The sequence below is a fragment of the Pseudomonas sp. PS02290 genome, from assembly GCF_029960075.1.
GTDB lineage: Bacteria > Pseudomonadota > Gammaproteobacteria > Pseudomonadales > Pseudomonadaceae > Aquipseudomonas.
Genome location: NZ_JASCOY010000004.1, coordinates 74,411 through 97,396, shown reverse-complemented (window position 1 = coordinate 97,396; position 22,986 = coordinate 74,411). Strand labels below are relative to the sequence as shown.

Genomic DNA, 22,986 nt, shown 5'->3' with positions numbered 1-22,986 from the left:
TGGGAAAAGGTCATGAGTGCACAACTATCGATGTTGTTCGGCAATGACGCCGCAAACCGTCCTTCGTGGGAAGGTGAGATCGATCAATTAATCGCCGACGGCGCCCTGTTTGTAGCAAATCATTCAGGCGGGAAAGATAGCCAGGTGCAACTGATCCGCCTGTTGGAGCGTGTTCCAGCTTCCCAGTTGGTCGTCGTTCATGCCTCGCTTGGGGCTATGGAGTGGCCCGGTGCTATGGAGCTGGCTCGGGATCAAGCGTCGGAGGCTGGCTTGCCGTTCGTAGTTGCCACCGCGGCGAAGACTTTGCTGGAAATGGTCGAGCGGCGGTTTCAGGCACGTCCAGAAGTACCCAGTTGGCCATCCGCCTCAACCCGCCAATGCACCAGTGATTTAAAGCGCGGCCCGATCCAGCGGGAGGTGCGGCGTTATGCCAAGGCAAACGGGTTCAAGACTATCGTAAATTGTTTGGGGCTACGTGCCCAAGAGTCACCAGGCCGGGCCAAGCGCAGCGCGTTCAGCCGCATGGCAATCAGCAACTCGGTCCACACCTGGTTCGAATGGCTGCCGGTTCATGACATGAGCTCGGCAGAGGTATTCGACGCGATTGCAGTTGCCGGTCAGAAACCTCATTACGCCTATGCTTTGGGCAATGATCGCTTGAGCTGTGTGTTCTGTATCATGGCTTCCAAGACAGACCTCAGAAATGGGCGAGTAGAGCGGCCGGAGCTTTTTGAGCAGTACGTCGACTTGGAAAGGCGTACGGGCTACACCATGCATATGAATCGGATCCCGCTCGTTGAGCTGGTTGCTTAACTAATTCACAGCCCTTGGAGTTTTTCATGAGTCAATCACTTTGGCTTGGAACCTCAAGCACAGCGGTGATGTTCATTTCTGTTCAAAGCCTGCTCATCAGCGGTACTGGGTGTGCAGTGGAAAGGGAAAGCCAGGCTGACAGAACAGGTCCACGCTGAGTGCTTCTAGATCAATTCATTTTGCGTTGCTAATATGCATACGTGTTATGAATTATACTGCTTGAAAGCGTGGGCGGTTTTTTGACCACACCAGCCCTTTGGTAAGGTGCGCAGTTGACCTTATTCATCAGGAGGAAGCTGCACGCAAAGTCACTCTCAAGCCTAGCTCATAGCTGGGCTGCCGACGTAGAAGGGGCCGATATTCGCGCCCGCGAAACTCACAAGACCATCATGAAAAGTGATTCTGAAATGCGAAAACTTTCTAGTCCTGAGATCAGTTGGCCGGCTGGGCGGACGATGGATGTCTCGTGTCCCAAATGTGACTGCACCGTTACCACCCAAATCACTATGGTGCGCGAAGACCATATGCCGCTGAGGCCTGAATCATGTGATATGTGTGGCGCTGATTTTGAGGTGTATCCGGATGGCAAAACGACGGTGGTATCGATTCCGGGGAAAGGTGATTCTGCGGAGCAAGGCAAGATAAATGCTCGGTTGTTCCAATCGCTCACTTTTGACCCGAACGGTGCCCGGGACTGGCCGTATACCACCGAGGTCGAAGCACTGCTGACTGTCGCTTGGTTGCACGTTTTTGAAGATGGAACTCAGCAGTTTATTGATGAGGACCAAGCGCCATCGCAAATTTACAGTCCTCGCCTAGGCCCTGAAGAGCTCGAGCTCTTTTGCAAAGTGAACATCGATTCATACCGTAATTTTCACTCCGAGCATGAGGCTGAACTGGACCATCGTAAGCCCGTACAGATGACACCTTTCTGGTAAAAGGAGATCGGTTTTGGTCGCGACGAAAAATCGAAACAGAAGCAAAAAATCAGTTCTTCCTGGGATTGACGAACTTCTTAGCTCTATTTCACCAAGGCGATCGCCGGCCCTTTCCGCCAACCTTCATCGATGGATGCGACGCCACGGTCGCGATGGCGACACCGTTTACAGCCTGGAGGCAGGCGGCAAGTTTTCCACTATCTACGGTGCTGGAACACTCTTTCTTGGACAGCCTTACATCGCCTACGCCGGCGATACGGACTTTTCGGGTGTGCTGCTCATGGGGGTGCTTTGTAACGGTACTAGCGCGCCCCGTGTATGCCTTGCAGGTTTGTCCACCTCGCTAGTCGAAGTCACGGGTTTTTGGCACCGTTACCAATCGATAGGTAGATGCGCTATCGACGAGAAACATTCAGTAGGGTTCCGAGACGATGCCCAACGGTTTGAAGTGATAGATGGGCAGCCGGTGTGCACCTGGTGCGCAGTATCGGTACCGTCACGACGAGTTCAACTGTAGGGCTCTACATTCCCAGGTCTGCACTTAGGCATTCAGATGCACCAAACGGGAGATCTACCGGCGGCCGATGAGCACATCATTTACGGTACCTGGGAAACACGTGTGCGCTTGACGGTACCCATTCATACATCGTTATGATTGGTGCGCCTATCGGCGAACGATCCCAATGATCAATGTACAGGCGGCGCCAGTCACCAACGTGTGCGAAAATAGCAGTGCACTTTATAGGCTGGAGTTTTACGGTTTGGTTATTCACTACTCAACAGGCGACAGTGATGTCGCATGCGGACGCTGCCACAAATTTTCGTCTGAGAGAGATTGGCGCTACAGCTCATCGCATGGCCCCGCCCGGTGTCGACATCGGGCGAGAGCAGCTACGTCTTGGAGTCAACGTTATGAGCAGTGATTTAACCGAGGACGAAATGCGCCAGGCTTTAGGACTGGGCGGTACGCCTGCGAGTCCAGCCGACCCCAGCGCGATCAAAACGGCGCGGTGTACGGCTGCGAAGGTGGTTCCAGGGAGGAGGGCTGGCACTAGTAAACTCAAATCCCGATCTCCGAAGCTCCGAGTTACCTTGCTTGTAAGTAAGGAGTTTGAAGGCGAATCAGTCGTTTTCGTCCATGACGCCGATACCTTGAGTCGGTTCGATGCTGAGCAGGAGGCCAAGACGTTGGCCAAGAAGGATAAGTACCGTTTTTTTGAAGTGGTGTCGATCAAACCCATCGGGTAGCCCAGCTACGAAATCTTCTAAGCCCCCTCCAGTCATTCGATCAAGGGTAAACCAATGGCTCCCGACACCATCACTTTGTCTCGTGCTTTGGTTAAGCGTGCCTACATTCAGCTCATACATGCGGCGTCGGCGATCAAAACTGCCAAGCCTGTTCGTGATGAATTACGTGCCGCGCTGGCTGTGGCTCAAAACAGTACGGTACCTGTAGCGGCAGTGACTGCGAGCGATTCTGTTAACGCTACCGATGAGTGCGTTGCGAGTTATCCAAAAGGTGATTTGCGGCGGATGCTCTCAGTGCTGGCGGCAATCGACTCTATGCCCGAGCCGACACTGCTGAAGATTGCTAAAAGGACTGGGCTCGACAAGAAATCGGTCACGCACCTGATCACTCAAGCGTCCGAGCAAGCAGGGGTAAAAATATCCAAGGCCGGGCCGGTTTATAAGCTCGACGATTGGGGTTTCATAATCCAATCCGCCGGCGCCAAAATGGTTCTCGCTGGTTACTAGCCTGGATTCTTTGTGATGAAAAAAAGCCCGCAAGTGCGGGCTTGAAGAGAGGTCCTGAGCATTCAATGTGCGCCAGCAAGATGTTTACGTCCTTGTTGAAACCACGACCGCGCCTCATCGTAGTTTCCCTTTTCAAGTGCAGTCATGACATGTGCCAAGCTGCCCACAGCGCGATCCTTGGTGGTTTCACCTGACTTGTAAGCTTCGAGCACATGCCCGAGGAAAGCATCCATGTTTTCGTGGTCGCGGTCGGTGAGTTCGGTTTTGCTGCTCATGCTTTTTCCTTCTTCAGAAATCAGGTCCCTAAAGGCGGCCTGCTTTGGTTTGCGGTGCTGAAATTCAGCAATCCGCGTGATCTGTTCGTGAGAGATGCTTTAAGCTATTTGCAAACCGAAGTTGAGCGCCAACCGCTCGATATAGCTCTCCAGTGTGCCTTTAAGCCCGATTGACTTGAGATCGACCTCTTCCTGGGCCAAGCGAAGCAAAAACGCTTTCATGTCGTTCTGAATGCTTTCCGGCAGCTCGATAGGGTCGTCCGTCAGTTGGCCACTGAGCACAAGCACGTCCTGACGGTGTTTTTTAATGTTCCGGCTGTCGACGTGCTCACCTGCGGCCTTTCTTGCCGACAGATCGAGCCATGCGTGGGCTTTGAGCGGGATCAGCCGGTCGGCGCCGATGAAAGTCAGTTGCTCGTTACTTTGTCGCCCCCCGAGCAGGAAGTAGTAGTAGGGGTCGTCAAGCAAGATGGCCGACAAGCTTGAAACTGATTCATCAGTCGGAATGGGAGTAAGCGTGGCATCAGCCGGATGGTCAATACCGTCGGGCGACCGCGAGAACAATTCAAGTTGGGCTGGATAAGCCTCGTTCTCCGGATTCTGGAATCGGTAGAACACCGGCCGTTTTCCGTCATTGTCACCAATCTGCCGGATTGTGTACCCCCCAGCTCGTACAAACTCCCAGAAGGCACCAACGAATTCCGCGTTAAGAGCTTCGATGACCAGTACGATGTCAAGATCCTTGGTGGCCCGGAACGACTGGCCAGCTTCGTCCATCGTCAACCAAGAAGCGACGCCACCGATTAACACAAATTGTTCTCGATATGCGCTAAATGCGGCGCCGAAAACCTCTAATCCTCTGATTTGAGCCATGACTCTGTCTCCCTAAGGTCGTCTAAAGCCTGCTGGACGCGTTCGTCCGGGTTGTCTTCCAAGCTCAGCAGCAGTGATGCTTCATCTGCGATATTTTCCTTTTCTTTCAGGCAGCGATAAGCCCAGATCTCCACCCATGCTCGGGTTTGATCAACGGAGTCGGCTACCTTGAATTTTTTCGCTTCAACCATGGTGTCGAATTGCTTTTTTGTCATGCCGAATACCGGCTGAGACGGGTCAGCGAGCATCGTGCATTTGGCCAGCGCAGTCTCGCCGGCGAGAAAGACTCCGTTGCCTGCATGAAGTACCCGATCGATCGCTACCTTGCGTTTCACGGGAGACCGCAAATAGTGACGGGCTTTTTTGAAAAGCTCGGATGGTGGTGCATCGAACGAATAGTAATTTTTGAATCCTAGGCTTTGTGCAGGGTGGACGATACCCAGCTTCAGCAACTGATCAATCACCTTAGCCAGGGTTACGCGGCTGTACTTGAACTCTCCCAACAGCCCGTTGGATGGGAATACCGTGTTGCTGTCCCATCCCTCATAGAGCCGAGTCAATAGCATCGCTTGTGCCGCAGGGAGAAGGGCGGTTACGTCGCCTTCATTGCGCCGGGTTTTGACACTCTCCCGCAGATCCATGGCCAACTCAGGAATGAACAGTTGATAGCCAGGCTGGATAAAGTTGATATGACTATTGATCAGGCTGCGCCGCTCTGGTGCTGACAGCGCCGGGCACGCATACACAACCACTTTGTCCGTGAATTTTTGTATCTGAGAAATATGCTTGCCAAGGGTGACAGCGCCCGGGTATTCGTCATCAAGGGGCAGCAGCAGCATTAACGAAAACTTCGATTGCCTGGCTTCGCTGCCCACCAAAAGCACCATGTTGACGAGTTTGTAGGTATCCTTGATGAAGTGGGGAACCTTCACGTCAGATGCGGGCTTCAGATGCGCTTCAACACCCAATGTCGTTTCAAGGTAAAGCCTGATGTCGTTTCGTAGAACCGGCATATCGCGGTACTCTGTTAACCTGTTTTTTACACTGTAAACCTAGAAGGTTAACAAGTCAAAAAATAGGTTTACAAGGTCCATTTTTTAGCCAGCATGCCGACGAGCAGGTGCGCATGTCTATGCATCAGGTGCTCAGCCGGGATGCGAAATCGGTCGTCCAACGGATGGCGGATCCGCCCGTCGTGGCGCATCGCCGTCTGTTTTTACAAGGGAGAAAAGCAATGATGAAGAAAGGTTTTATCGCACGTCTACGAGAGGACTGGTCCAAGGGTGGATTTTCGTTGAGAGAACAATGCTGCAAAGCATGGGCGTTGTTCCGGTTGGTGATTAAAGATCAGCGAAATAATATTTATTTTTTTTCCTTCCTGGGTTTAGCCCTAACTATAAGCATGGTTGTGTTGCCTAGCGGGCTTTCTAAGGGCTTGACCGCTATATACAGTGAGCATCTAGCGTTCAAAACTATTGGGTTGCTATTCGCCGTATGCGCAATTCTTTGGGCAGTACTCTATCCATTTCAACGAAAGAATGTCTATGTTGAAGGGGAAGAATGGTTTGCTTTCAAGGTGATTAATGTACCGGCGAAATTCGGCGAAGACCTGTGTGCCGTAGCATTCGGGATGCTTTTGGTACCCGGTCTGGTAATGGCCACACAGGATGGGCTTCTAGAGGCGATAAAGATTCTAGCGCTTCAATGCTCACTCCTCATTTTCGCTACGTTATTCAGGAAGACGCCAAAATTTATTTACTCGCAGGAGTTGAAAACTGACCATCCCAGCATCGACTTGTGTTTTTACGCGGTAATTATGGTCGGAGGCTTGTTTACCGCATATCAAGCGATTGTCATGACGTGACTCGCCAGGCGCCGAATTACACGTAGTTCGGATGCAATTGCGAAAGTGGATCTATATCGTTGCTTGGAGCGCTTGCTCCTCCCGGCGAGCGACATTAATCATTTTAGGATTCTGCAAGAATGCAAATGTCTTTTCGTTTTGCCGCTGCCATGGCAATTGCCACAGTGGCTGGCTGTGCAAATGAAAATATCACCCCGCGAGATTCGGTGGTGGTCAGTATATCGGCGTATGGTCCGGATAACTTTGGTGTGCATGAGCACGGTGTTGGAGCGCGTTACGATGTTGAAGATGGCGCTGGCGGGACGCCGCTAGCCTTTCCGCCAATGGATCTGCGTGTATGTAACGCTTCCAACACGGAGTGTGCACTTGGAATTGGCGTGATTGATGGCTCGGCCGTGATCGCCTCGACTAGTGAAACCAGTGCGACTGTTACTATTAACCTCAAATATCAGGTGGGTAGAAGCTATTCTTTCGATTCCAATGGCCAGAGGTACAAGCAGGAGGTGCCAGCAGATATCAAGGCATTGAATGCTCACCAGGTAATCTCAAAAAAAATCGAGGTGGCTTATGGAGCGGTTGTTCGTTTACCGCTTCAGTACGGTGTGGAAGTTGCGCTCTGCGCCATGAAACAGTCCGCGGGGGAATTCACGCCTGATCGGAACGTCTGCCAATAGCACCGCTGATTTAAGGTTCATCCAGGCTGCATCGGTAAAGCGTTCAAGTACTGTCCCCTGACATATTGTTAGGGCATGAACGCTTTCCAATGCAGCTTGGAATGAACGCATGCATGCATGCGGAGATTTACCACAGTTGCAATCGTCCGAGAAGCTTAGCGTGAAGAGGACCTGAGCGCATCAGTGAGTTTGCGACTGTTTTACGAGAAAATTCTGACCACATATCACGTTTAATCAAGGCTCCTTTGCCACTCGCACCAGTACCAATCATATCGTCGGCGCGGCGTCCCAATGTCACACCAGTCAATGCCCACAGCGGTCTGCGTATGATGGACAAGAAAATGATTAACTCAAGATCATAGGTGCGTTAAAGGCACCCGTCAATTCTTTTGCCCCCTCTCTCTCAAAATAATTCAAAGCCACAAATTAACCGTTGAATGTCGGCTGATTTTTCATTTACGCTTTGCCGTATGCATACGTGTTATGAATCTTAACTTTGGGTCCGAGTATGTTGTCCTTTGGCCTTGCCTTACAAGAATTCAACCGCCGACGAGGGGTATCCATGACTGCTTTACACAAGAAGCACCAGTTAGATTTCAAGACGCAATACGGCCTCAGCTTCAACCCTCAGGATGACGAGATCGTTGTCGATTTCTTCTGCGGAGGTGGTGGTGCAGGAACGGGCCTGGAGATGGGGCTGGGCCGGCCTGTAAATGTGGCGAAGAATCACAGCCCGCAAGCTATCAGCATGCACACAGTGAACCACCCGAGTGCCAGACACTTCACCACCGATGTGTTTGATGGTGACCCGGATACCGAGTGCGGAGGAAAGGCGGTTGGCTGGTTTCACATGTCGCCTGACTGCACCCATCACAGCCAGGCCGCAGGCGGCCAACCGCGTAAACGCGAGATCCGCAACTTGTCCTGGATCGGGATCAAGTGGGCAGGCATGAAACGTCCGCGGGTAATCAGCCTCGAGAACGTGAAGCAGATTCTCCAATGGGGCCGACTGATCGCCAAGCGCGACAAGGCCACCGGCCGCGTAGTGACCCTGGATCAAGTACCCCACCCGACCAAGAAAGGAAAGACCACCAACCGCATTGCTTCACCCGGCGAGCGGGTTCCAGTCTCAAACCAATTTCTGGTACCGGACCCGAAGCACCGCGGCCGGACGTGGCGCCGATTTGTGGCGCTGCTCGAAGGCATGGGGTACGTCGTAGATTGGAAGGTGATCAAGGCTTGCGATTTCGGGGCCCCTACCAGTCGGGAACGACTCTTCATGATTGCTCGTTGCGACGGCCGGCCGATTGTATGGCCAGAGCCTACACACGCGAAAATTCCAGTCAAAGGTCAGCAGAAGTGGAGGACTGCTGCGGAATGCATCGACTTCAGCGACTTGGGCAAAAGCATCTTCGGTCGCAAGAAGGACTTGGCCGAAGCGACGCTACGTCGAGTAGCGAAAGGCATGAAGAAATTCGTCATCGACAACCCGACACCTTTCATTGTCCCGATTGCGAACTGGTCAGGGGAGACAGTGCAGTCGGTTAATGATCCGTTGCGCACCGTAACGTCCTATCCGAAAGGCGGTGCCTTCTCGGTGGTCAGTCCTATCATCGCGCCAGCAACACATCAGGGCAGTGACCGTATCAATGATCCGCTGGCGCCATTGCCCACTATCACGTGCGCAAATCGCGGGGAATTGACACTTATCAGCCCGACTCTGATTCAGTCCGGCTACGGCGAGCGCGAAGGTCAGCAACCGCGTGTACCAGGGCTGGATAATCCCTTGGGCACGGTTGTCGCTGGCGGTGTAAAGCACGCCCTCGCCAGTGCGGTAATGGTTGGTGCTGGCGGGCCTGAATACGCCGGCAAGCCTGTGCCGCTCGATCAACCGGCTGGTACGTTGATGACGCAGAACCACCGGGCTCTCGCAGCTGCTCATCTTGTAAAGTTTCGATTCAACGATGAAGGCAAGCAACTCGACGAGCCTTTACCAACCATTACCAGCGGCGGCAACTTCCAGCGACCGGCTGGGGCAGCGCATGCCATGGGTATTTCTACCGTATTCATGGCCCAGATGAATGGTGGCTTCAATACTACCGCCGCCAAGAGCATTGAAGACCCGATGACCACGGTGACCAACACAGGCAGCCAACAGCAGTTGGTGTCGGCGAATCTGGTACATCTGCGTGGTAACTGCGATGCGCGAGACGTAAATGACCCATTGCACACGATCAGCGCCGGTGGCCAACATCACGGTATGGTCAGCGCATTCATGGAGCGTGCCTTCGGGGGTAGCATTGGGCAGGGCTTGGACGATCCGGCACCAACAATCACCGCTGGCGGTGGCGGCAAAAGTTCTCTTGTGTCACTCACTCTTTCCCCAGAACATGAGGCGGGCGCTCTGCGTGTTGCCGCGTTTCTGATCAGCTATTACGGCACAGAGAACACCAGCGCTTGTGATGCGCCGACGCCCACTATCACCACCAAGGATCGCCTCGCCTTGGTGACTGTTATGGTGCAGGGAACTCCATATGTGATTGTTGATATCTGCCTGCGGATGCTCAAGCCCCCAGAGCTTTACAAAGCGCAGGGCTTTCCGGCCGATTACCGGATTAGCCATGGCGCGGATGGCAAGCCTTTCACAATCACCCAGCAGGTGCACATGTGCGGTAACAGCGTAAGCCCGCCGCCAATGGCTGCCATTGCTCAGGTCAACGACCCTTGGCGATTAACTGATCGCCGTTCCGAAGCTGCCTAACTCGATTAACTTGCCGGGCATGTCCCGGCATAGGATCCCTATGCCTAGCAACAACCTCACTTTGAAACGTCAGCGCTGTGAGCAGGTGAACCAGGCTATTCAAATCATTGCCACGCATGGCCGCCGTTTCTTCTACAGCGCGACCAAGCAGACATATGCATATATGGAAGTGGACGATCGCGGCAGGGTGTGGTTCATCGATTACAGCTCCCGCAAGCGGATCTATACGCATCCAACCCCCTGGAACAAATGGCGCGGTTTCTCTAGCGGTGGCACATTAAGAAACGTGGTTGAGGGTTTTCGTGACTTCATTCTGACCGGTAAACCGATGAACCCGTTTTATCTGGGGCCAGAGCGTTTCGGCGGTGAAAATATTTGGGGGTACCCAGAAGACGAAATGCAGAAAGTGCGCGAACTGGCCGGCGCTTTGCCCGTATTCCAGCAAGTGAAGGTGGCCGCATGAACATGGACTCCGTGATTGACTGCCCGGCGCTGCACAGTCGGAGCGATGGCTATCCATTCGGTAACCGCGTCCCGCGGACTGTACGTATGGTCAAGACGGTGACTGCCGATCCAATGCCGGTGCTTGGGTACTCGTACATTAAAGGTGCTGTCCCTACCGCTGTTATCAGCCAAACCTTTCCAGCTTGGACAAATAAGCATGGCGCCGTTTCAGCTGTCATGCCGGACGGGCAAAAACTAGGTCTCAAATGCGGTGAATTCGAGGTCGCCTCCTGGCACGATGAAATTCCACAAAAATTCATTTACTTATCGGGGCCCATGACTGGACTCCCCGATCTGAATTTCCCGGCATTCCACGCTATGGCAAAACGCTTGAGGGCCGTTGGCCATGCCGTGGTAAACCCGGCCGAGCTCGATCACCCTACAAAGGAGTGGAGCGAGTGTTTACGCCGGGACATTGTGGCCTTGGTGGCTTGCCATTCCGTGGCCACCTTGGCCGGCTGGGAACATTCAAAAGGCGCCCGCCTTGAGGTGCTTATCGCCGACCGCCTCGGAATGGAAGTTGGAAGTGCACTGGATCTTTTGTCTGTGGCAACGGTGGCACGCATGTCGTCATGACGGACGCACCGTCCGGCATCACGCCAAGCCAACGGTGCCCGTCTCATCTTGGCAAGGCTGCAAGCCGTATGAGGTAGAGGGTTCGCTTACGCGTGAACGCCCTATCATGTCCTGCTATTATGTGTACGCGTTATGATTCATTGGTGAGGCTTGCGCTTTCCTGCAAGTTTGTCGAGGGCGCCTTTGGCGCCCACATTAACGGGTGAAAAATGAAAACTATCGTTGGTTTGTTTTGGGGTGTTTTTGCTGGTGCATTTTGCGGGATTGGCATAATTGCTTTCATCACGGTTCTGGGTGTGGGAGCTGAGCAGTTGGGTTTCACAAAATACACTCTCTACTATTACGTCATCTCGCTGTGTTTGAGTGCAACGCTACTGATCGGATCTAAGGCAGCACGGCAGCAAATCAAATTCATGTTGTTCTTCGTTATCGCGGTGCTCATGGTGTTTTCCATTGGCTTTGTGACGTTCAACGAACCCTCCACCGGCAGCGATCAACTGGCGCAAATACAAGAAACTTTGCTTAATTTGGCGCGGTTTTTGGCCATAGCATTCATGTATGTGGTGCCCGGCGCGTTGACGATTTACTACGCGTACACCGCCTATGATGGCTTGTCCCGGAGAGCCGTGGCGGCTCAAGCTATTTTCAAACAGGCCGAATAAGGAAGCGCTCATGAGGCTTGGCAATCAGTCTCGGAACATTCAAGAGCAACTGCTATACGGCAAGATCTCGTATTCGTCAGCATTGATGCTCACGCGCTTGGCTTACCTCGTGTCGAAACGAAGGCTGATCGAATTCTACCTGCCGGTGCTGGTACTAATTATCGTCGTGCTCGCCGGTTCATACTTCCTTCTCAACGAGGGCCGTGAACCAACCGACTACATAGGGATACCTATCGTCGTGCTCGCGTTTTTTTCCTGGTATTCCGTGAGGTTCTACTGGTCGGCAAAGGGTGGGGAATACTTAGAATGGGTGGAACACATGTTCGGTCCGAAAACACGTGACCGCGTACTGGAGCAGTTTCTATCAGGTGAGCGTTATGACGTAATACAGGCAGCGAAAAAGGAGGGAGAATACGCTTCCTCTCGGTACTGCATGGCGCTTAGCCCGGATCGTGTCAGTTGAGGCTGTGAAGTATTTGTAATTTTTAGGGAAGCGAAAGCATGACGGTTTTTGAGCTCGTTTCACCAGCCTTGGTTTGGGCGTTTGCCGTGGTGTCGATTATCGCTGCATTGGTGCACCGCATCAGCGGAAGTCATCAAAAAATTACGCTGACATTTGTAGTCTTGGTGGCCGGAAGCCTTTGGTGCGTCAGCGGTCCTAACGATGAGCCATTTCCAGGCGCTCTCACTTTCATTGTGAGTGTTTCGACTGCAATGCAGACCATCATGGCTGGAGTGTCTTACTGGGTACGTGATGTGAAGCTATAGGGCAGGGACGTCGAAAATTCTCTAATCTTTCGATTGGAGTTCAGCGAAAAATAACCTAACACTCAATAAAATTGGGCGCATCGATATGACTTTGACAGGACAGTTTTACGATCTGGATGACGGTGAAAGCATCACCTCAGCCGTCCGGCGCAGTGAGGGTAATGAGATAGCGTTCGACCTCACACACTCTGATGGTTATAGCTACACAGTTGCACTCAAGCGATTGCAGGGAACGCTCTTCAAAGGCACTGCCATGTCGCAACCTGGTGGTGAGGTAGCCGAACTGTCCTGCCGAGTGTACGAAGACTCAAGCGAAGGCATTACGTTGATCGTCGGTTCGGGATGGCGCTATCCAGGCAGCACACAAAACTACCGGTGGCAGGTTGAGCTTCAATCCGAATGACATAATCTGCTCGGTCATCCGCATGAACAGGGCCCGCTGAGGATAATGGTTCGCTGGAAACCGATCTGCCTCGACAAGCATCAATTCACTGGAGAGACACACCGTGAAGTCACCGCTAATCTCAAAAGTCAGGAAATGGCTCGGCCTGATCGTATTCTGGGGCCTATTGTATACCTGTGTGTTTGGGCTCCCGTCCGAGCTCAACGGGCTTTTGAGAGTGTCAGAAGTCTCTGCCGGCGCAAAACTGAATGGCCCTAACGATATGACATTGCTAATTCGCCTGGTCGTTGGTTTGGTATTGGGTGTTGCAGCTCAGGGTCTTGTGCTGACGGTATTTGGCAAGCTCTTTCCTGTCTCAGTTCTGAGATCACGCAGCTCAGCAAAAATGGGCCGAAAAGAAGCTTGAGCAGTGGCGGTGACCTCTTTACATCATTGGCCAGACGAAGTGCAATTTTGGCTCTGTGCTTTCAGGAGCTCGAGTGGCCTGGCCGAAATTATCGGAATTTATTGAGGTAAGGCTTTAATGTCCCGGAAAGACAAAGACTCAATCACTCGGCCCGAAACCTACACGCCTGTACCAACGTCCGTGGACGGTCTGGTAGATGCCGCGTTCCGGATGGTCAAAGATGGGGAGGATCCTAGTGATGTTTTGAAGATGGTCGGTTACGCCTTGAAAAAACGTCTGCCTACTCCTGATCAAACGTCGGACTCTTAGCATGCGTCGCGTGCGCGCTTCGACATAATTCTGCACCCCACGAGACACATCGATCGGCAGGCCGATCGCGTCACCCTTCTCAGCGGCCGCCTGGCTGTGCAAGTGTTAGCCCTCAATCAACCCCGTCCTCCCTACCAGAATTGCGCAGCCATTTCTTCGTGATACTACGGGCATCAAAAAAGGCCATCATGTCGCCTTCACAAAATATGCGTACGTGTTATGATTTTGATAAATCCCCGCCACGACATCTTAATTGGCGCAGGGAGCGCTTCAATCGACAACCAGATGACTACAGGATTGTTCAATGGCCTCAGAAGAGTTGGTGAAAGATCGCCTGGTGGAGCGCGTAGCGCCTGACGGTTTGAATGGTGCTGTGACAGTCGACTCGCTTAAGTCGACTGTTCTTCCTGATCTGTTCGCAAATACGTCCCGAATCGGCGAATACGGAAGCACGCGACAGTTCATCGATAAGATGGACGAGCTTTCCGATTTGATGGAAAGCGGCTCTGTGAGCGCATTGTCGTCAAAGATTGCCGAAATCATCACCGCTTTGGGTGACGCTTCGCCCGAGCAAATAGCGAAAGCTCCCACCTGGTTTCAGCGCTTGACTGGCGCCCAGGTTGAAAAACAGGTTCGGTACCAAGTGGCCCGTAAAGGCCTTGACGTGCTTATCGAAGAGGCAAAGGTTCACGCCCAAGGTGTCCGGGACACACTCTCGGCGATCAATAAGCTGATCGCCGGTAATGAGCAGGAAGTCGAAGAACTCAGAATCTTCATCCAGGCCGGCAGAGAGTTTCTTGACGAGAACCCTGGCACAGGCGTGTTGCCGGAGGGCGATCTTTCTTTCGATAAACCGCGGGAACGCTTTTCTCGAAAGCTGGCCAACCTGGAAACACTTCTATCCTCGCACCAACTGAGTGTCGCTCAGATGAAGCTGAGTAGAGCCCAAGCCTTGGGCATGCTCGATCGCTTCGGTGAGACGGACACGTTGCTGGTACCGATCTGGCGACAGAATACGCTTGCCCTGATTCAAACCAAACATATGAGCCCAGCGGTAGTTAATGCCGCCACCGAGGCGCACCGCAAGTTGATGCACAGCTTTGCTGAAAGCCTTAGCGCCACCCAACACTAGGAAATGAGAAATGACTCAAGAACGTAATGCTGTAGCCGCCAAATCCGGCGTCGCCATTAATCTCTCCGAGTTTGGTTTGGTCGAAAGCGATATCGACGAGATTCACTCGCTTGCGCTGACAATCAAGTCGAACGATCCGATGTCCGTTGCCGAGTTTGGCCGCGATGCTGATCTTCAGTCTGGTAGTTTCTCCGACGAACTTCTGAGCCAGGTTCGAAACAAGGACCTCGACGATGCGGGAGAAAAGCTCGGTGAAGTATTGGCGGTAGCTCGCTCGGTCAATATGAATGCGCTCACGGATCGCCGATCGAAATTACCTCTGATTGGCCCATTGATTGATAAGGTGACCCTCCGGTCCACTAAGGTCCTGAGTCAGTTCGACACGACGCGTGAGACCATCGAGAAGCTGGTATCGGAAGTGAGTACTACCCAGGAAGGGATGGTGGAGCGGAATAGAACCCTCGAAGAAACATTCAACTCGGTGCGCAGCGAGCACCGTGCCTTGGGTTTGCACATCGCTGCCGGTAAACTCCGCCTTATCGAGTTGCGTGCCGAAGCTGATGCGCTTCGCAGCGAGTTCGACGGTGGGCCTTCAAAGGCTCAGGAGCTGGCGGACCTGAATACGCTCATTGCCACACTCGATAAGAGAGTCGGCGATCTCCTTGCGTCGCAGCAAAACGCCTATCAAACACTGCCAGCTATCAGGATGGTTCAAGGGAACAACCTGTCTCTGGTAGACAAATTCCACTCAATCCGTTCAGTGACGATTCCGGCTTGGAAGCGATCTTTCATGCTGTCCCTTGCGCTAAATGAACAGCGCAATGCTGTAGAGCTCGCTGGGAATATTGATGACACCACCAACAACCTACTCAAGTCTAATGCCAAACTCCTGTATCAAAACTCGGTCGATACTGCCCGGGCAAACCAGCGAGCCGTTATTGATGTGAGCACGCTTGAAGAAGTGCAGGGGACTCTGATCAAGACGCTCGAAGACGTCTCTCAGATTCATCGCGAAGGTGTTCAGATCCGCAAGGACGCCGAGAAGAGAATTCTGTCCATGCAGAGCAACCTGGATCGTCGCCTGGCGCAGGGCAATCAGCAGGAAGCATTGCACTGATGAACATCAAAAAAATGCCTCTGCTCGACGACCTTGCCCACAGCATTAATGCCATTAAAGGCCACTTGCCGACTCAGACGGCCAAAGATCTCACTGGAATGGTTGAGCGCAGCGCCAAACTCAGCAAACTGAGCAAAATCGGCTTTGCGGCTATGGGCATTTGCTCACTGATTGCTCTCATCTTCACCGGCATGGCTCATTTATTCGCTCCTTCTGCTGGCATCGCGGAGTTTGACGTTCCTCGAATCCTGATAGATAGCTTTTCCAGCACCAGCGAGATTAGGACTGAGGCTATCAGCGGCTCGGTATCGAATATGAGTGGTGTGCTCGCCGAGTTTTTCGACGGTCCTGTGATGAAGGCTTTTCTGCTTTTAGCAATGATTGTGGCTGGGATGCTTGCGGTATTTCGCCAGACACTAATTCCTTTGATGATGGTGGCTGCATTTGGCGGTTCAACAGTGGTGCTGGGGCCGGCCTTGAACTTAGCCTCCCCAGACCCAGGCTACGATCGGACTGAGCCAAGTACGAGTGAAAAAAGCCCCCGAGAACTATTCGAGATCGCTATCCGTGATCATGACTCAGCCACTTTGCAGGCCATGCTGAAAGACAGTTCGCCGGCCGGGACCTATCTTAAAGCGCAAATTGCAATCAGGGACGAAACGCAGGCACCCTCCGTAATCGATTTGGCCGCCAAATCTATTGCTTCGGGTGATTTGGGCTTCGCACCGAATAATCAGGTGGCCTATGCGATTGAGCACTCTGCGGGAGTTAAGCAACTCTCCGCCGCGGCCAGGTCGTATGCGGATCCTGCGATCGCAAAGTCTGATTTTTTTGGTTTCCTCTCCGATTTAGTCGTGATCGCTACGTTGGTTTTCGCGGTGCCGGATATTGCAGTGCTGCTACTGCATATCTCGATACAACGACGCATTCGTCGTATCGGTCGTGTAGGTCTCGTGTTGCTTGGCTAATGGTCGCTGGGGCCCTTGGCTTTGAGCGCGCCAAGGGTCTCCGCGAAGCCGAGCCAAGCGGGACAGGGGATGCTAATCTTTCGACCGGGTTGGTAAGTCACCGGCCGGGCGTTTTTGTTTACCTTTCCAGCCGCACACTCTAATTCGTAAGGCCAAGCGCTTGAGCGACCAACTGCACGTTTCAGCTGATACTCAAATTCCATTTGAAAGGGATCTTCCTTGCTCAGTCGAAGCTGAACAGGCGGTAATTGGTGGGCTGATCCTGGACAACAGTGCGTGGATCAGGGTTTCTGATCTGGTAAGGGAAAACGACTTTTACCGTGATGAACACCGTTTGATTTTCAAAGCCATCAGTAAGCTGGCTGACATTGGCCGCGCTTTTGATGTAGTGACACTTCACGATTTGCTTTCTACAGAGGGGGAACTCGAAGGCGCCGGCGGCCATGCGTACCTTTGCGAGCTGTTTGAGAACACTCCTTCTGTCGCCAATATTTCCACCTATGCCCGGATTGTCAGTGAACGGGCGAGCCTACGTCACATTGTGGGTATCAGTGATACGATCCAGAAGAAGGCTCTACAACCGAACGGTAAATCAGCAGATGAGTTAGTGCACGAGGCTGAGCAGCTGATCTTGACCGTGGCCAGCAGCCGACCAAAGGCTGGCGGTCCTGTCGAGATGAATCAGCTTTTGAGCCAAGCGGTCAGCAAGATCAAACGTATACAGGAAGAAGGGGGCGAGGCCGGCGGGCTCTCTACCAGCTTTCATGATCTTGATAAAAAGCTCAATTACCTGCGACCGTCAGATCTGATCATCGTGGCCGGTCGCCCATCCATGGGTAAAACCACCTTTGCCATGAATGTGGTTGAGAATGCCGTCCTACGTTCGGACAAAGTTGTTCTGGTGTACTCCCTCGAGATGCCGGGCGACGCCTTAGTTACTCGTATGCTCTCCTCGATCGGTAGCATTGATCACACCCGGGTACGGTCAGGGCAACTTTTAGACGACGACTGGTCCAAATTGACCCGCGCAGCCAACTTGATCAGTAAAGGTGGAGAGGGCAGGTTCTTTATCGACGACACCGCGGGATTGAGTCCTTCGGAGATGCGATTCCGAACCCGCCGTGTGCGACGCGCATACGGCGAGATTGGCCTGATCATGGTCGACTATCTGCAATTGATGCAGATCCCAGGATCGTCCGGTATGAACCGTACCAACGAGATTTCGGAGATTTCACGCTCACTTAAGGCGCTCGCCAAAGAATTTAACTGCCCGGTGGTTGCCTTGTCCCAGTTGAACCGTAGCGTTGAGCAGCGAGCCAATAAGCGACCAGTCAATTCTGATTTGCGGGAATCCGGAGCGATTGAGCAGGATGCAGATGTAATCCTGTTCGCTTATCGCGACGAGGTCTACCACCCGGATTCAAAGTTCCAGGGCACCGCTGAAATCATCATCGGCAAACAGCGCGAAGGGCCGGTCGGGTTTGTGCGCCTTGGCTTCGTTGGCCGTTTTACGCGCTTTGAAAACCTCGCACCGGGATCTCATGATTTCACAGATGAAGAAATGGGTGCCGAGAGGATTGATCCGAATCCCCGCTTGGGCAGGATTGGCGCTCAGCAGCTCGCTACGGGGGTCAAAGAGAAAAAGGAGGGCGCTCGGCAGTCAGCGGGCCGGCGCCACCTCCGCAGGCCTCCTTAGTCGCGTAGGGTTAGTCGACTTTCCCCATCACCTGTACCACCGGCTCTTGTCGGAACAATTAGATGGTTTTCCCAATGAATGACATCTCTCATCCAGAGCAATACGATTTACAAACAGCCGCACTGAAGGTGCCGCCGCATTCCATCGAGGCCGAACAAGCTGTCCTCGGTGGTCTGATGCTGGATAACAACGCGTGGGAACGCGTGCTCGATCAAGTGTCCGACGGCGATTTCTACCGACACGACCATCGACTGATTTTCCGTGCGATCGCCAAGCTGGCTGACCAAAACTCACCGATCGACGTTGTAACCCTCGCGGAGCAGCTGGACAAGGAAGGTCAGACGTCCCAGGTCGGTGGTCTCGGTTATCTCGGGGAACTGGCAAAAAACACGCCGTCCGTCGCCAACATCAAGGCTTATGCGCAAATCGTCCGTCAGCGTGCGACGTTGCGCCAACTGATCGGCATCAGCACCGAAATCGCCGACAGCGCTTTTAACCCGGAAGGCCGTACCGCCGAAGAGATTCTGGACGAAGCTGAGCGTCAGATCTTTCAGATTGCCGAAGCACGGCCCAAGACTGGGGGCCCAGTCGGCGTCAATGATTTGCTGACCAAAGCCATAGACCGCATAGACACGCTGTTCAATACCGCAGATTCGATCACTGGCCTGTCCACCGGTTACACCGACCTCGACGAGAAAACCAGCGGCTTGCAGCCGTCTGACCTGATCATCGTCGCGGGCCGCCCGTCGATGGGGAAAACGACCTTCGCGATGAACTTGGTAGAAAATGCCGTGCTGCGCAGCGAGAAAGCGGTGCTGGTTTACTCTCTCGAGATGCCCGGCGAATCGCTGATCATGCGTATGTTGTCGTCGCTCGGGCGTATCGACCAGACCAAGGTTCGATCGGGACAGCTGGAGGATGACGACTGGCCGCGACTCACCTCAGCAGTGAACCTGCTCAACAATCGCAAACTTTTCATCGACGACACCGCAGGTATCAGCCCGTCTGAAATGCGAGCCAGGACTCGGCGCCTTGTGCGTGAGCATGGCGACATTGGCCTGATCATGATCGACTACTTGCAGTTGATGCAGATCCCAGGCTCCAGCGGTGATAGCCGAACAAACGAGATTTCCGAGATCTCGCGTTCCCTGAAAGCTTTGGCCAAGGAATTCAATTGCCCGGTGGTGGCGCTCTCGCAGTTGAACCGCTCCTTGGAAAACCGACCAAACAAGCGCCCGGTGAACTCCGATTTGCGTGAATCCGGAGCGATCGAGCAGGACGCTGACGTCATCATGTTCGTCTACCGCGACGAGGTGTATCACCCGGAAACCGAGCACAAGGGAATCGCGGAAATTATTATCGGCAAACAACGTAATGGTCCGATCGGTTTCATTCGGCTAGCGTTTATCGGCAAGTACACCCGTTTTGAAAACTTAGCACCAGGTAGCTATAACTTTGACGATGATGAATAACTTAACGAAGGGCAAGGTTCTAGGCAGCTAAATTTTGGAGGTTTCAATTGGTCGGTAATAAAACAGTTTTCGAAAATCAACTGAATGCGATGGGCGAGCTCGCGAAGTTCGACATCACTGGAGATTTAAGACATCTAGAAGTCGCGCATTACCTCGCATACCAGTCCGGCATGGACGGAGATGAGAAAACCACCATGTTAAATGAACCTAGGCTTTCTGAATGGTATAACGAAGGGTTATATGATCGAGTAACAGATCATGCAATCGGGGAGATGGAGCATACTGATAAAATGTCCCGCATCACGGTGAAGGCTTTGCCTGGGCAGACCTATATCGGTAAGATTATAGATGCAGGAAACCGGTACAACGTTGATCAGGCAGTAGTAAAGGAGGGTGTTGAAGTTGTTGTACGTCATGATGTTAAACGGCTGATGAGCACACATTCAGGCTTAATCAACATTGGCAACACAGTAGTAGTTTTCTATCCGGTTCCAGAAATGGGTCTCGTCGAGCAAGCCAGTGAAACAGGCACTGCATAGTACTATGCGTCTTGCTTGAAATTCTGATGAGGCTTTCCCGACCAATGACTGGCTTTTGCCTTGGCAGGTTAATCTTGCTTTTCAATCTGGGTTGGGCCCTCTGTCGCTAGAAGTTTCAGGCGTATTTTAAGGGCTATGTAGAAGCAAGCTGTAGTGCAAAGACCTGCAATGCCAGTAAACATTCCAAGGGCGTCAATGGTTGCCATCATCGACCCAGGAGCTGCATCAGAAGTTGCGCTCATCATAATTAATATGCCGCCAGGGATGATAGCCAGAGGTGTAACGCTGCAAGCAAACTTCACCTTGTCTTTGTAATGTTCGGAATCTTGGGACATTTTTTCACCGTTTGTGCAGTTGTCATCACTCATTAGAAATCCTCAAGTAAAGCCGTTCTCGGTGTAATTAGTGGACGAAACGTCAACTAAGCTACGTGGGTACATATCCCCATTGAATAAATTGTGAAGGGACAGGCTTCGCATCTTGTGCCAGGAAATGCCCAATCATCGTTCCCTCTGACTCGAAAAGGTCGCCGACATGATTACCATGCCTGAGTAGAGCGCGTAATCCATTGCCGTGCTCAGATGGGTCATCGACTTTAAGACCCAGTGCTTCGAGCTTACATCTAGAAATGGTTTCCTCTGTACGAACTGATTCACTTGCCCGAGATTTGAATATCAGTACGAAGAACTCAGGTGTCTCTATGGAAATCTCTTTATTCATCCGACCACCTCATTTCACTACGTTTTTTGGCCGACAGGGCAGGTGAATTGCCTTCCCAAAAATGACCAGCTATGTGTTGCGCCTTGAAAGCATATCGCGTACATATAATACTGCTATCTGTGATTTGACTCAAATCATATGGCTCATGGGCACTTCATGCCCATTCATTGCGATCTGTGAGAGACCCCGGAACGGCGTCGGCCATTTGTTTCATCAGCACGGGGCTGTTGAGTTTTCTTTAATCAAGTGTTCGAGCATGTAGTCAGGGGAGTGGGCGTATAGGGTTTCTTTGGATAGTGGCTTAAATGGAGTTTTGAGAAAATCGCGCAAAGCACTCTCGTCCCACTTATCACCGGCACCGATTACGAAAATATTGCTCGGATCGTATAGCTGTGTGTCCTTGACCGAATCATTGTTGGTGATGAGCTTCTTTCCAAAATAGGCTGCCTCAAGCGTTCTGAGTGTAAATCCGGCCTGACCTGGCTGATTTATTTCAATCAACACATCCGCCGAAAGCGACAGCTTCAGGTTTGATTCGTAGTCGAGCAAGACGTCGGAATGGAAGCGCGATTCAGGTGTGGAAGTAATGTCCCGAACGATTCGGAAATCCACTACACATCCTAGCTGCTCTAGAGCGCTCCCCAGTCGGTCCAGTACCGCGGATCTGCCCTTGTCACGCCCTAAAAAGAAGCAGTGTGGTTTGGAAGTCTTCTGGATCGGTTCGGCCGCCGTAGCTTGCTCTGCTTCAGCGAAGCCCAGCGGGAAAAATTGATTCAAATACTGCATTCCAAGCGTGTGACATTGGGATTGATCGAAGCTATAAATGCGATCGAAGAAAGGGGACATTTCTTCGATGAATGCGGAATCCACGAGATCTCTAACAAGCAGTACCTTGCGCCCCGGGAATGCGCTGATGATCGAAGGAAGAACGTTTCGTCTGACATGTCCTTCGTTGCAAATTAGCATGTCCGAGCGGTCAAACCCCTTGGCGGCGCTATACAGACGGCCTAGTAATAATACGTGTCGATCCTGGACGCGGTCTGTCTTGCTGAATACTGTCGCAATTCGATGAAGGCGTTTGAGTAGCTTTGGCACTTCTAGTCTGGAGACGTCGTAGCGGGTTGCCAAATATTGTATGAAATGCCGCTCGTACTCTGCTGTCCAGCCTAGAAAAAAAGTCCTCACTGTGCTCTCCCTAAATTCAAACGTGCCTTTACAGGCGATAATGGCCGTAATTATCGCAGGCATCGGCAACGAACTCGAGAATTTATATGTGATCACAAATGCGAGGTGACTTGCAGCCGCGGCAGCATGATCGCCTCGATCTCGTTGATCTTCTTGGCGTCCGCTTCCAACTTGGAGAGTCGCTGTTTGGCTTCAAACGCTTCGTCACGTGCACGCCAGTCGATACAGGCGCCTTGGTCCTTCCAGCGATCAACGAACATCACAGATGTCCAAGCCACGGGCTTTGCTGTCTGTGAAAAGTGCGCCCCGATAAACACCACCGATCACATTGCTGCCTTTCAGCACCTTGGCTTCAAAAACAAAGCTGTCGGCTATGCGACCTTCGACGAGACGATAGATTTCTGCACCTGGCTTGCCACTTTTCAAATCGCGCCGACCTGCGTAAACAAAATCGAATGGCAGAAACTCAGGAGCATCAGACTGCATGGTCATCGGATATTTTCCTTGGCTATTGGGCTGCAAGCCGCACGTCTAACCCACAATCTTCGCGGGGAGTATCAAGGTCAACATCGAGGT

28 protein-coding genes are annotated in these 22,986 nt (G+C 52.5%); 20 read left to right on the top strand and 8 right to left on the bottom strand.

The window, feature by feature from the left end:
- Positions 1 to 12 precede the first annotated feature (12 nt).
- The 4 genes from QMX88_RS03930 (at position 13) to QMX88_RS03915 (ending at position 3,506) form a co-directional block, all read left to right on the top strand.
- Complete coding sequence (locus tag QMX88_RS03930) at positions 13 to 813, top strand: phosphoadenosine phosphosulfate reductase domain-containing protein (RefSeq protein WP_230691958.1); 801 nt, start codon at positions 13 to 15, stop codon at positions 811 to 813.
- Between the two features lie 272 nt (positions 814 to 1,085).
- Positions 1,086 to 1,751, top strand: a complete 666-nt coding sequence (locus QMX88_RS03925; RefSeq protein ID WP_282366547.1) for a hypothetical protein — start codon at positions 1,086 to 1,088, stop codon at positions 1,749 to 1,751.
- 912 nt (positions 1,752 to 2,663) lie between these two features.
- Positions 2,664 to 2,999, top strand: a complete 336-nt coding sequence (locus QMX88_RS03920) for a hypothetical protein (RefSeq protein ID WP_230691962.1) — start codon at positions 2,664 to 2,666, stop codon at positions 2,997 to 2,999.
- 54 nt (positions 3,000 to 3,053) lie between these two features.
- Positions 3,054 to 3,506 (top strand): hypothetical protein, encoded by a 453-nt coding sequence (locus tag QMX88_RS03915; protein ID WP_282366544.1) that lies wholly within the window; start codon positions 3,054 to 3,056, stop codon positions 3,504 to 3,506.
- Positions 3,507 to 3,568: 62 nt separating this feature from the next.
- Here the strand turns inward: QMX88_RS03915 and QMX88_RS03910 are convergent, their stop codons facing one another.
- The 3 genes from QMX88_RS03910 to QMX88_RS03900 all read right to left on the bottom strand — a co-directional run bounded on the left by QMX88_RS03910 (position 3,569) and on the right by QMX88_RS03900 (position 5,667).
- Positions 3,569 to 3,781 carry a hypothetical protein gene (locus tag QMX88_RS03910; protein ID WP_230691964.1) on the bottom strand — a complete coding sequence of 71 codons (213 nt, stop codon included), beginning with the start codon at positions 3,779 to 3,781 and terminating at the stop codon, positions 3,569 to 3,571.
- A gap of 99 nt (positions 3,782 to 3,880) precedes the next feature.
- Positions 3,881 to 4,654 (bottom strand): hypothetical protein, encoded by a 774-nt coding sequence (locus QMX88_RS03905; protein WP_282366541.1) that lies wholly within the window; start codon positions 4,652 to 4,654, stop codon positions 3,881 to 3,883.
- Positions 4,633 to 5,667, bottom strand: coding sequence for a hypothetical protein (locus QMX88_RS03900; protein WP_282366538.1), 1,035 nt, complete (start codon positions 5,665 to 5,667; stop codon positions 4,633 to 4,635). The genes QMX88_RS03905 and QMX88_RS03900 overlap by 22 nt, the downstream gene beginning before the upstream one ends.
- A gap of 113 nt (positions 5,668 to 5,780) precedes the next feature.
- Here QMX88_RS03900 and QMX88_RS03895 point away from each other — a divergent pair, with 113 nt between their 5' ends.
- From QMX88_RS03895 to QMX88_RS03820, 16 genes are all read left to right on the top strand, one after another.
- A complete protein-coding gene (locus QMX88_RS03895) occupies positions 5,781 to 6,518 on the top strand; it encodes a hypothetical protein (RefSeq protein ID WP_282366536.1) in 738 nt (245 codons plus the stop codon).
- A 125-nt stretch (positions 6,519 to 6,643) separates the two neighbouring features.
- A complete protein-coding gene (locus tag QMX88_RS03890) occupies positions 6,644 to 7,192 on the top strand; it encodes a hypothetical protein (protein ID WP_282366534.1) in 549 nt (182 codons plus the stop codon).
- Positions 7,193 to 7,754: 562 nt separating this feature from the next.
- A complete protein-coding gene (locus tag QMX88_RS03885; protein WP_282366703.1) occupies positions 7,755 to 9,953 on the top strand; it encodes a DNA cytosine methyltransferase in 2,199 nt (732 codons plus the stop codon).
- A 40-nt stretch (positions 9,954 to 9,993) separates the two neighbouring features.
- Positions 9,994 to 10,416 (top strand): hypothetical protein, encoded by a 423-nt coding sequence (locus QMX88_RS03880; RefSeq protein ID WP_282366532.1) that lies wholly within the window; start codon positions 9,994 to 9,996, stop codon positions 10,414 to 10,416.
- Positions 10,413 to 11,033 (top strand): DUF4406 domain-containing protein, encoded by a 621-nt coding sequence (locus QMX88_RS03875; RefSeq protein ID WP_282366529.1) that lies wholly within the window; start codon positions 10,413 to 10,415, stop codon positions 11,031 to 11,033. Before QMX88_RS03880 ends, QMX88_RS03875 begins: the two co-directional genes overlap by 4 nt.
- A gap of 209 nt (positions 11,034 to 11,242) precedes the next feature.
- The gene (locus QMX88_RS03870; RefSeq protein ID WP_282366527.1) at positions 11,243 to 11,695 is read left to right on the top strand and encodes a hypothetical protein; all 453 of its coding nucleotides are present in this window, start codon (positions 11,243 to 11,245) and stop codon (positions 11,693 to 11,695) included.
- 10 nt (positions 11,696 to 11,705) lie between these two features.
- Complete coding sequence (locus QMX88_RS03865) at positions 11,706 to 12,158, top strand: hypothetical protein (protein WP_282366525.1); 453 nt, start codon at positions 11,706 to 11,708, stop codon at positions 12,156 to 12,158.
- 38 nt (positions 12,159 to 12,196) lie between these two features.
- Positions 12,197 to 12,463, top strand: a complete 267-nt coding sequence (locus QMX88_RS03860; RefSeq protein WP_282366523.1) for a hypothetical protein — start codon at positions 12,197 to 12,199, stop codon at positions 12,461 to 12,463.
- 85 nt (positions 12,464 to 12,548) lie between these two features.
- Positions 12,549 to 12,866, top strand: a complete 318-nt coding sequence (locus QMX88_RS03855) for a hypothetical protein (RefSeq protein ID WP_282366521.1) — start codon at positions 12,549 to 12,551, stop codon at positions 12,864 to 12,866.
- A gap of 103 nt (positions 12,867 to 12,969) precedes the next feature.
- Positions 12,970 to 13,272, top strand: coding sequence for a hypothetical protein (locus QMX88_RS03850; protein WP_282366519.1), 303 nt, complete (start codon positions 12,970 to 12,972; stop codon positions 13,270 to 13,272).
- Between the two features lie 613 nt (positions 13,273 to 13,885).
- Entirely contained in the window at positions 13,886 to 14,713 is an 828-nt protein-coding gene (locus QMX88_RS03845; protein WP_230691976.1) for a protein KlaA, read from the top strand.
- A 10-nt stretch (positions 14,714 to 14,723) separates the two neighbouring features.
- Positions 14,724 to 15,830 carry a toxic anion resistance protein gene (locus QMX88_RS03840; RefSeq protein ID WP_230691977.1) on the top strand — a complete coding sequence of 369 codons (1,107 nt, stop codon included), beginning with the start codon at positions 14,724 to 14,726 and terminating at the stop codon, positions 15,828 to 15,830.
- Positions 15,830 to 16,798 carry a hypothetical protein gene (locus tag QMX88_RS03835; protein WP_230691978.1) on the top strand — a complete coding sequence of 323 codons (969 nt, stop codon included), beginning with the start codon at positions 15,830 to 15,832 and terminating at the stop codon, positions 16,796 to 16,798. Before QMX88_RS03840 ends, QMX88_RS03835 begins: the two co-directional genes overlap by 1 nt.
- A gap of 160 nt (positions 16,799 to 16,958) precedes the next feature.
- Entirely contained in the window at positions 16,959 to 18,494 is a 1,536-nt protein-coding gene (dnaB, locus tag QMX88_RS03830; RefSeq protein WP_282366512.1) for a replicative DNA helicase, read from the top strand.
- Between the two features lie 74 nt (positions 18,495 to 18,568).
- Positions 18,569 to 19,966, top strand: a complete 1,398-nt coding sequence (gene dnaB / locus QMX88_RS03825) for a replicative DNA helicase (RefSeq protein WP_282366510.1) — start codon at positions 18,569 to 18,571, stop codon at positions 19,964 to 19,966.
- A gap of 47 nt (positions 19,967 to 20,013) precedes the next feature.
- On the top strand, positions 20,014 to 20,505 hold the full coding sequence (locus QMX88_RS03820; RefSeq protein ID WP_282366508.1) for a hypothetical protein: 492 nt from the start codon (positions 20,014 to 20,016) through the stop codon (positions 20,503 to 20,505).
- Positions 20,506 to 20,573: 68 nt separating this feature from the next.
- Here QMX88_RS03820 and QMX88_RS03815 read toward each other — a convergent pair whose 3' ends face one another.
- From QMX88_RS03815 to QMX88_RS03795, 5 genes are all read right to left on the bottom strand, one after another.
- Positions 20,574 to 20,873, bottom strand: coding sequence for a hypothetical protein (locus QMX88_RS03815; protein WP_282366506.1), 300 nt, complete (start codon positions 20,871 to 20,873; stop codon positions 20,574 to 20,576).
- Positions 20,874 to 20,931: 58 nt separating this feature from the next.
- Positions 20,932 to 21,225 (bottom strand): hypothetical protein, encoded by a 294-nt coding sequence (locus QMX88_RS03810; RefSeq protein ID WP_282366504.1) that lies wholly within the window; start codon positions 21,223 to 21,225, stop codon positions 20,932 to 20,934.
- Between the two features lie 213 nt (positions 21,226 to 21,438).
- Positions 21,439 to 22,473, bottom strand: coding sequence for a hypothetical protein (locus QMX88_RS03805; protein WP_282366502.1), 1,035 nt, complete (start codon positions 22,471 to 22,473; stop codon positions 21,439 to 21,441).
- A 29-nt stretch (positions 22,474 to 22,502) separates the two neighbouring features.
- Positions 22,503 to 22,670: a hypothetical protein gene (locus tag QMX88_RS03800; RefSeq protein ID WP_282366499.1), complete on the bottom strand. Its 168-nt coding sequence runs from the start codon at positions 22,668 to 22,670 to the stop codon at positions 22,503 to 22,505.
- Positions 22,660 to 22,902 carry a hypothetical protein gene (locus tag QMX88_RS03795; protein ID WP_282366497.1) on the bottom strand — a complete coding sequence of 81 codons (243 nt, stop codon included), beginning with the start codon at positions 22,900 to 22,902 and terminating at the stop codon, positions 22,660 to 22,662. Before QMX88_RS03795 ends, QMX88_RS03800 begins: the two co-directional genes overlap by 11 nt.
- Positions 22,903 to 22,986 lie beyond the last annotated feature (84 nt).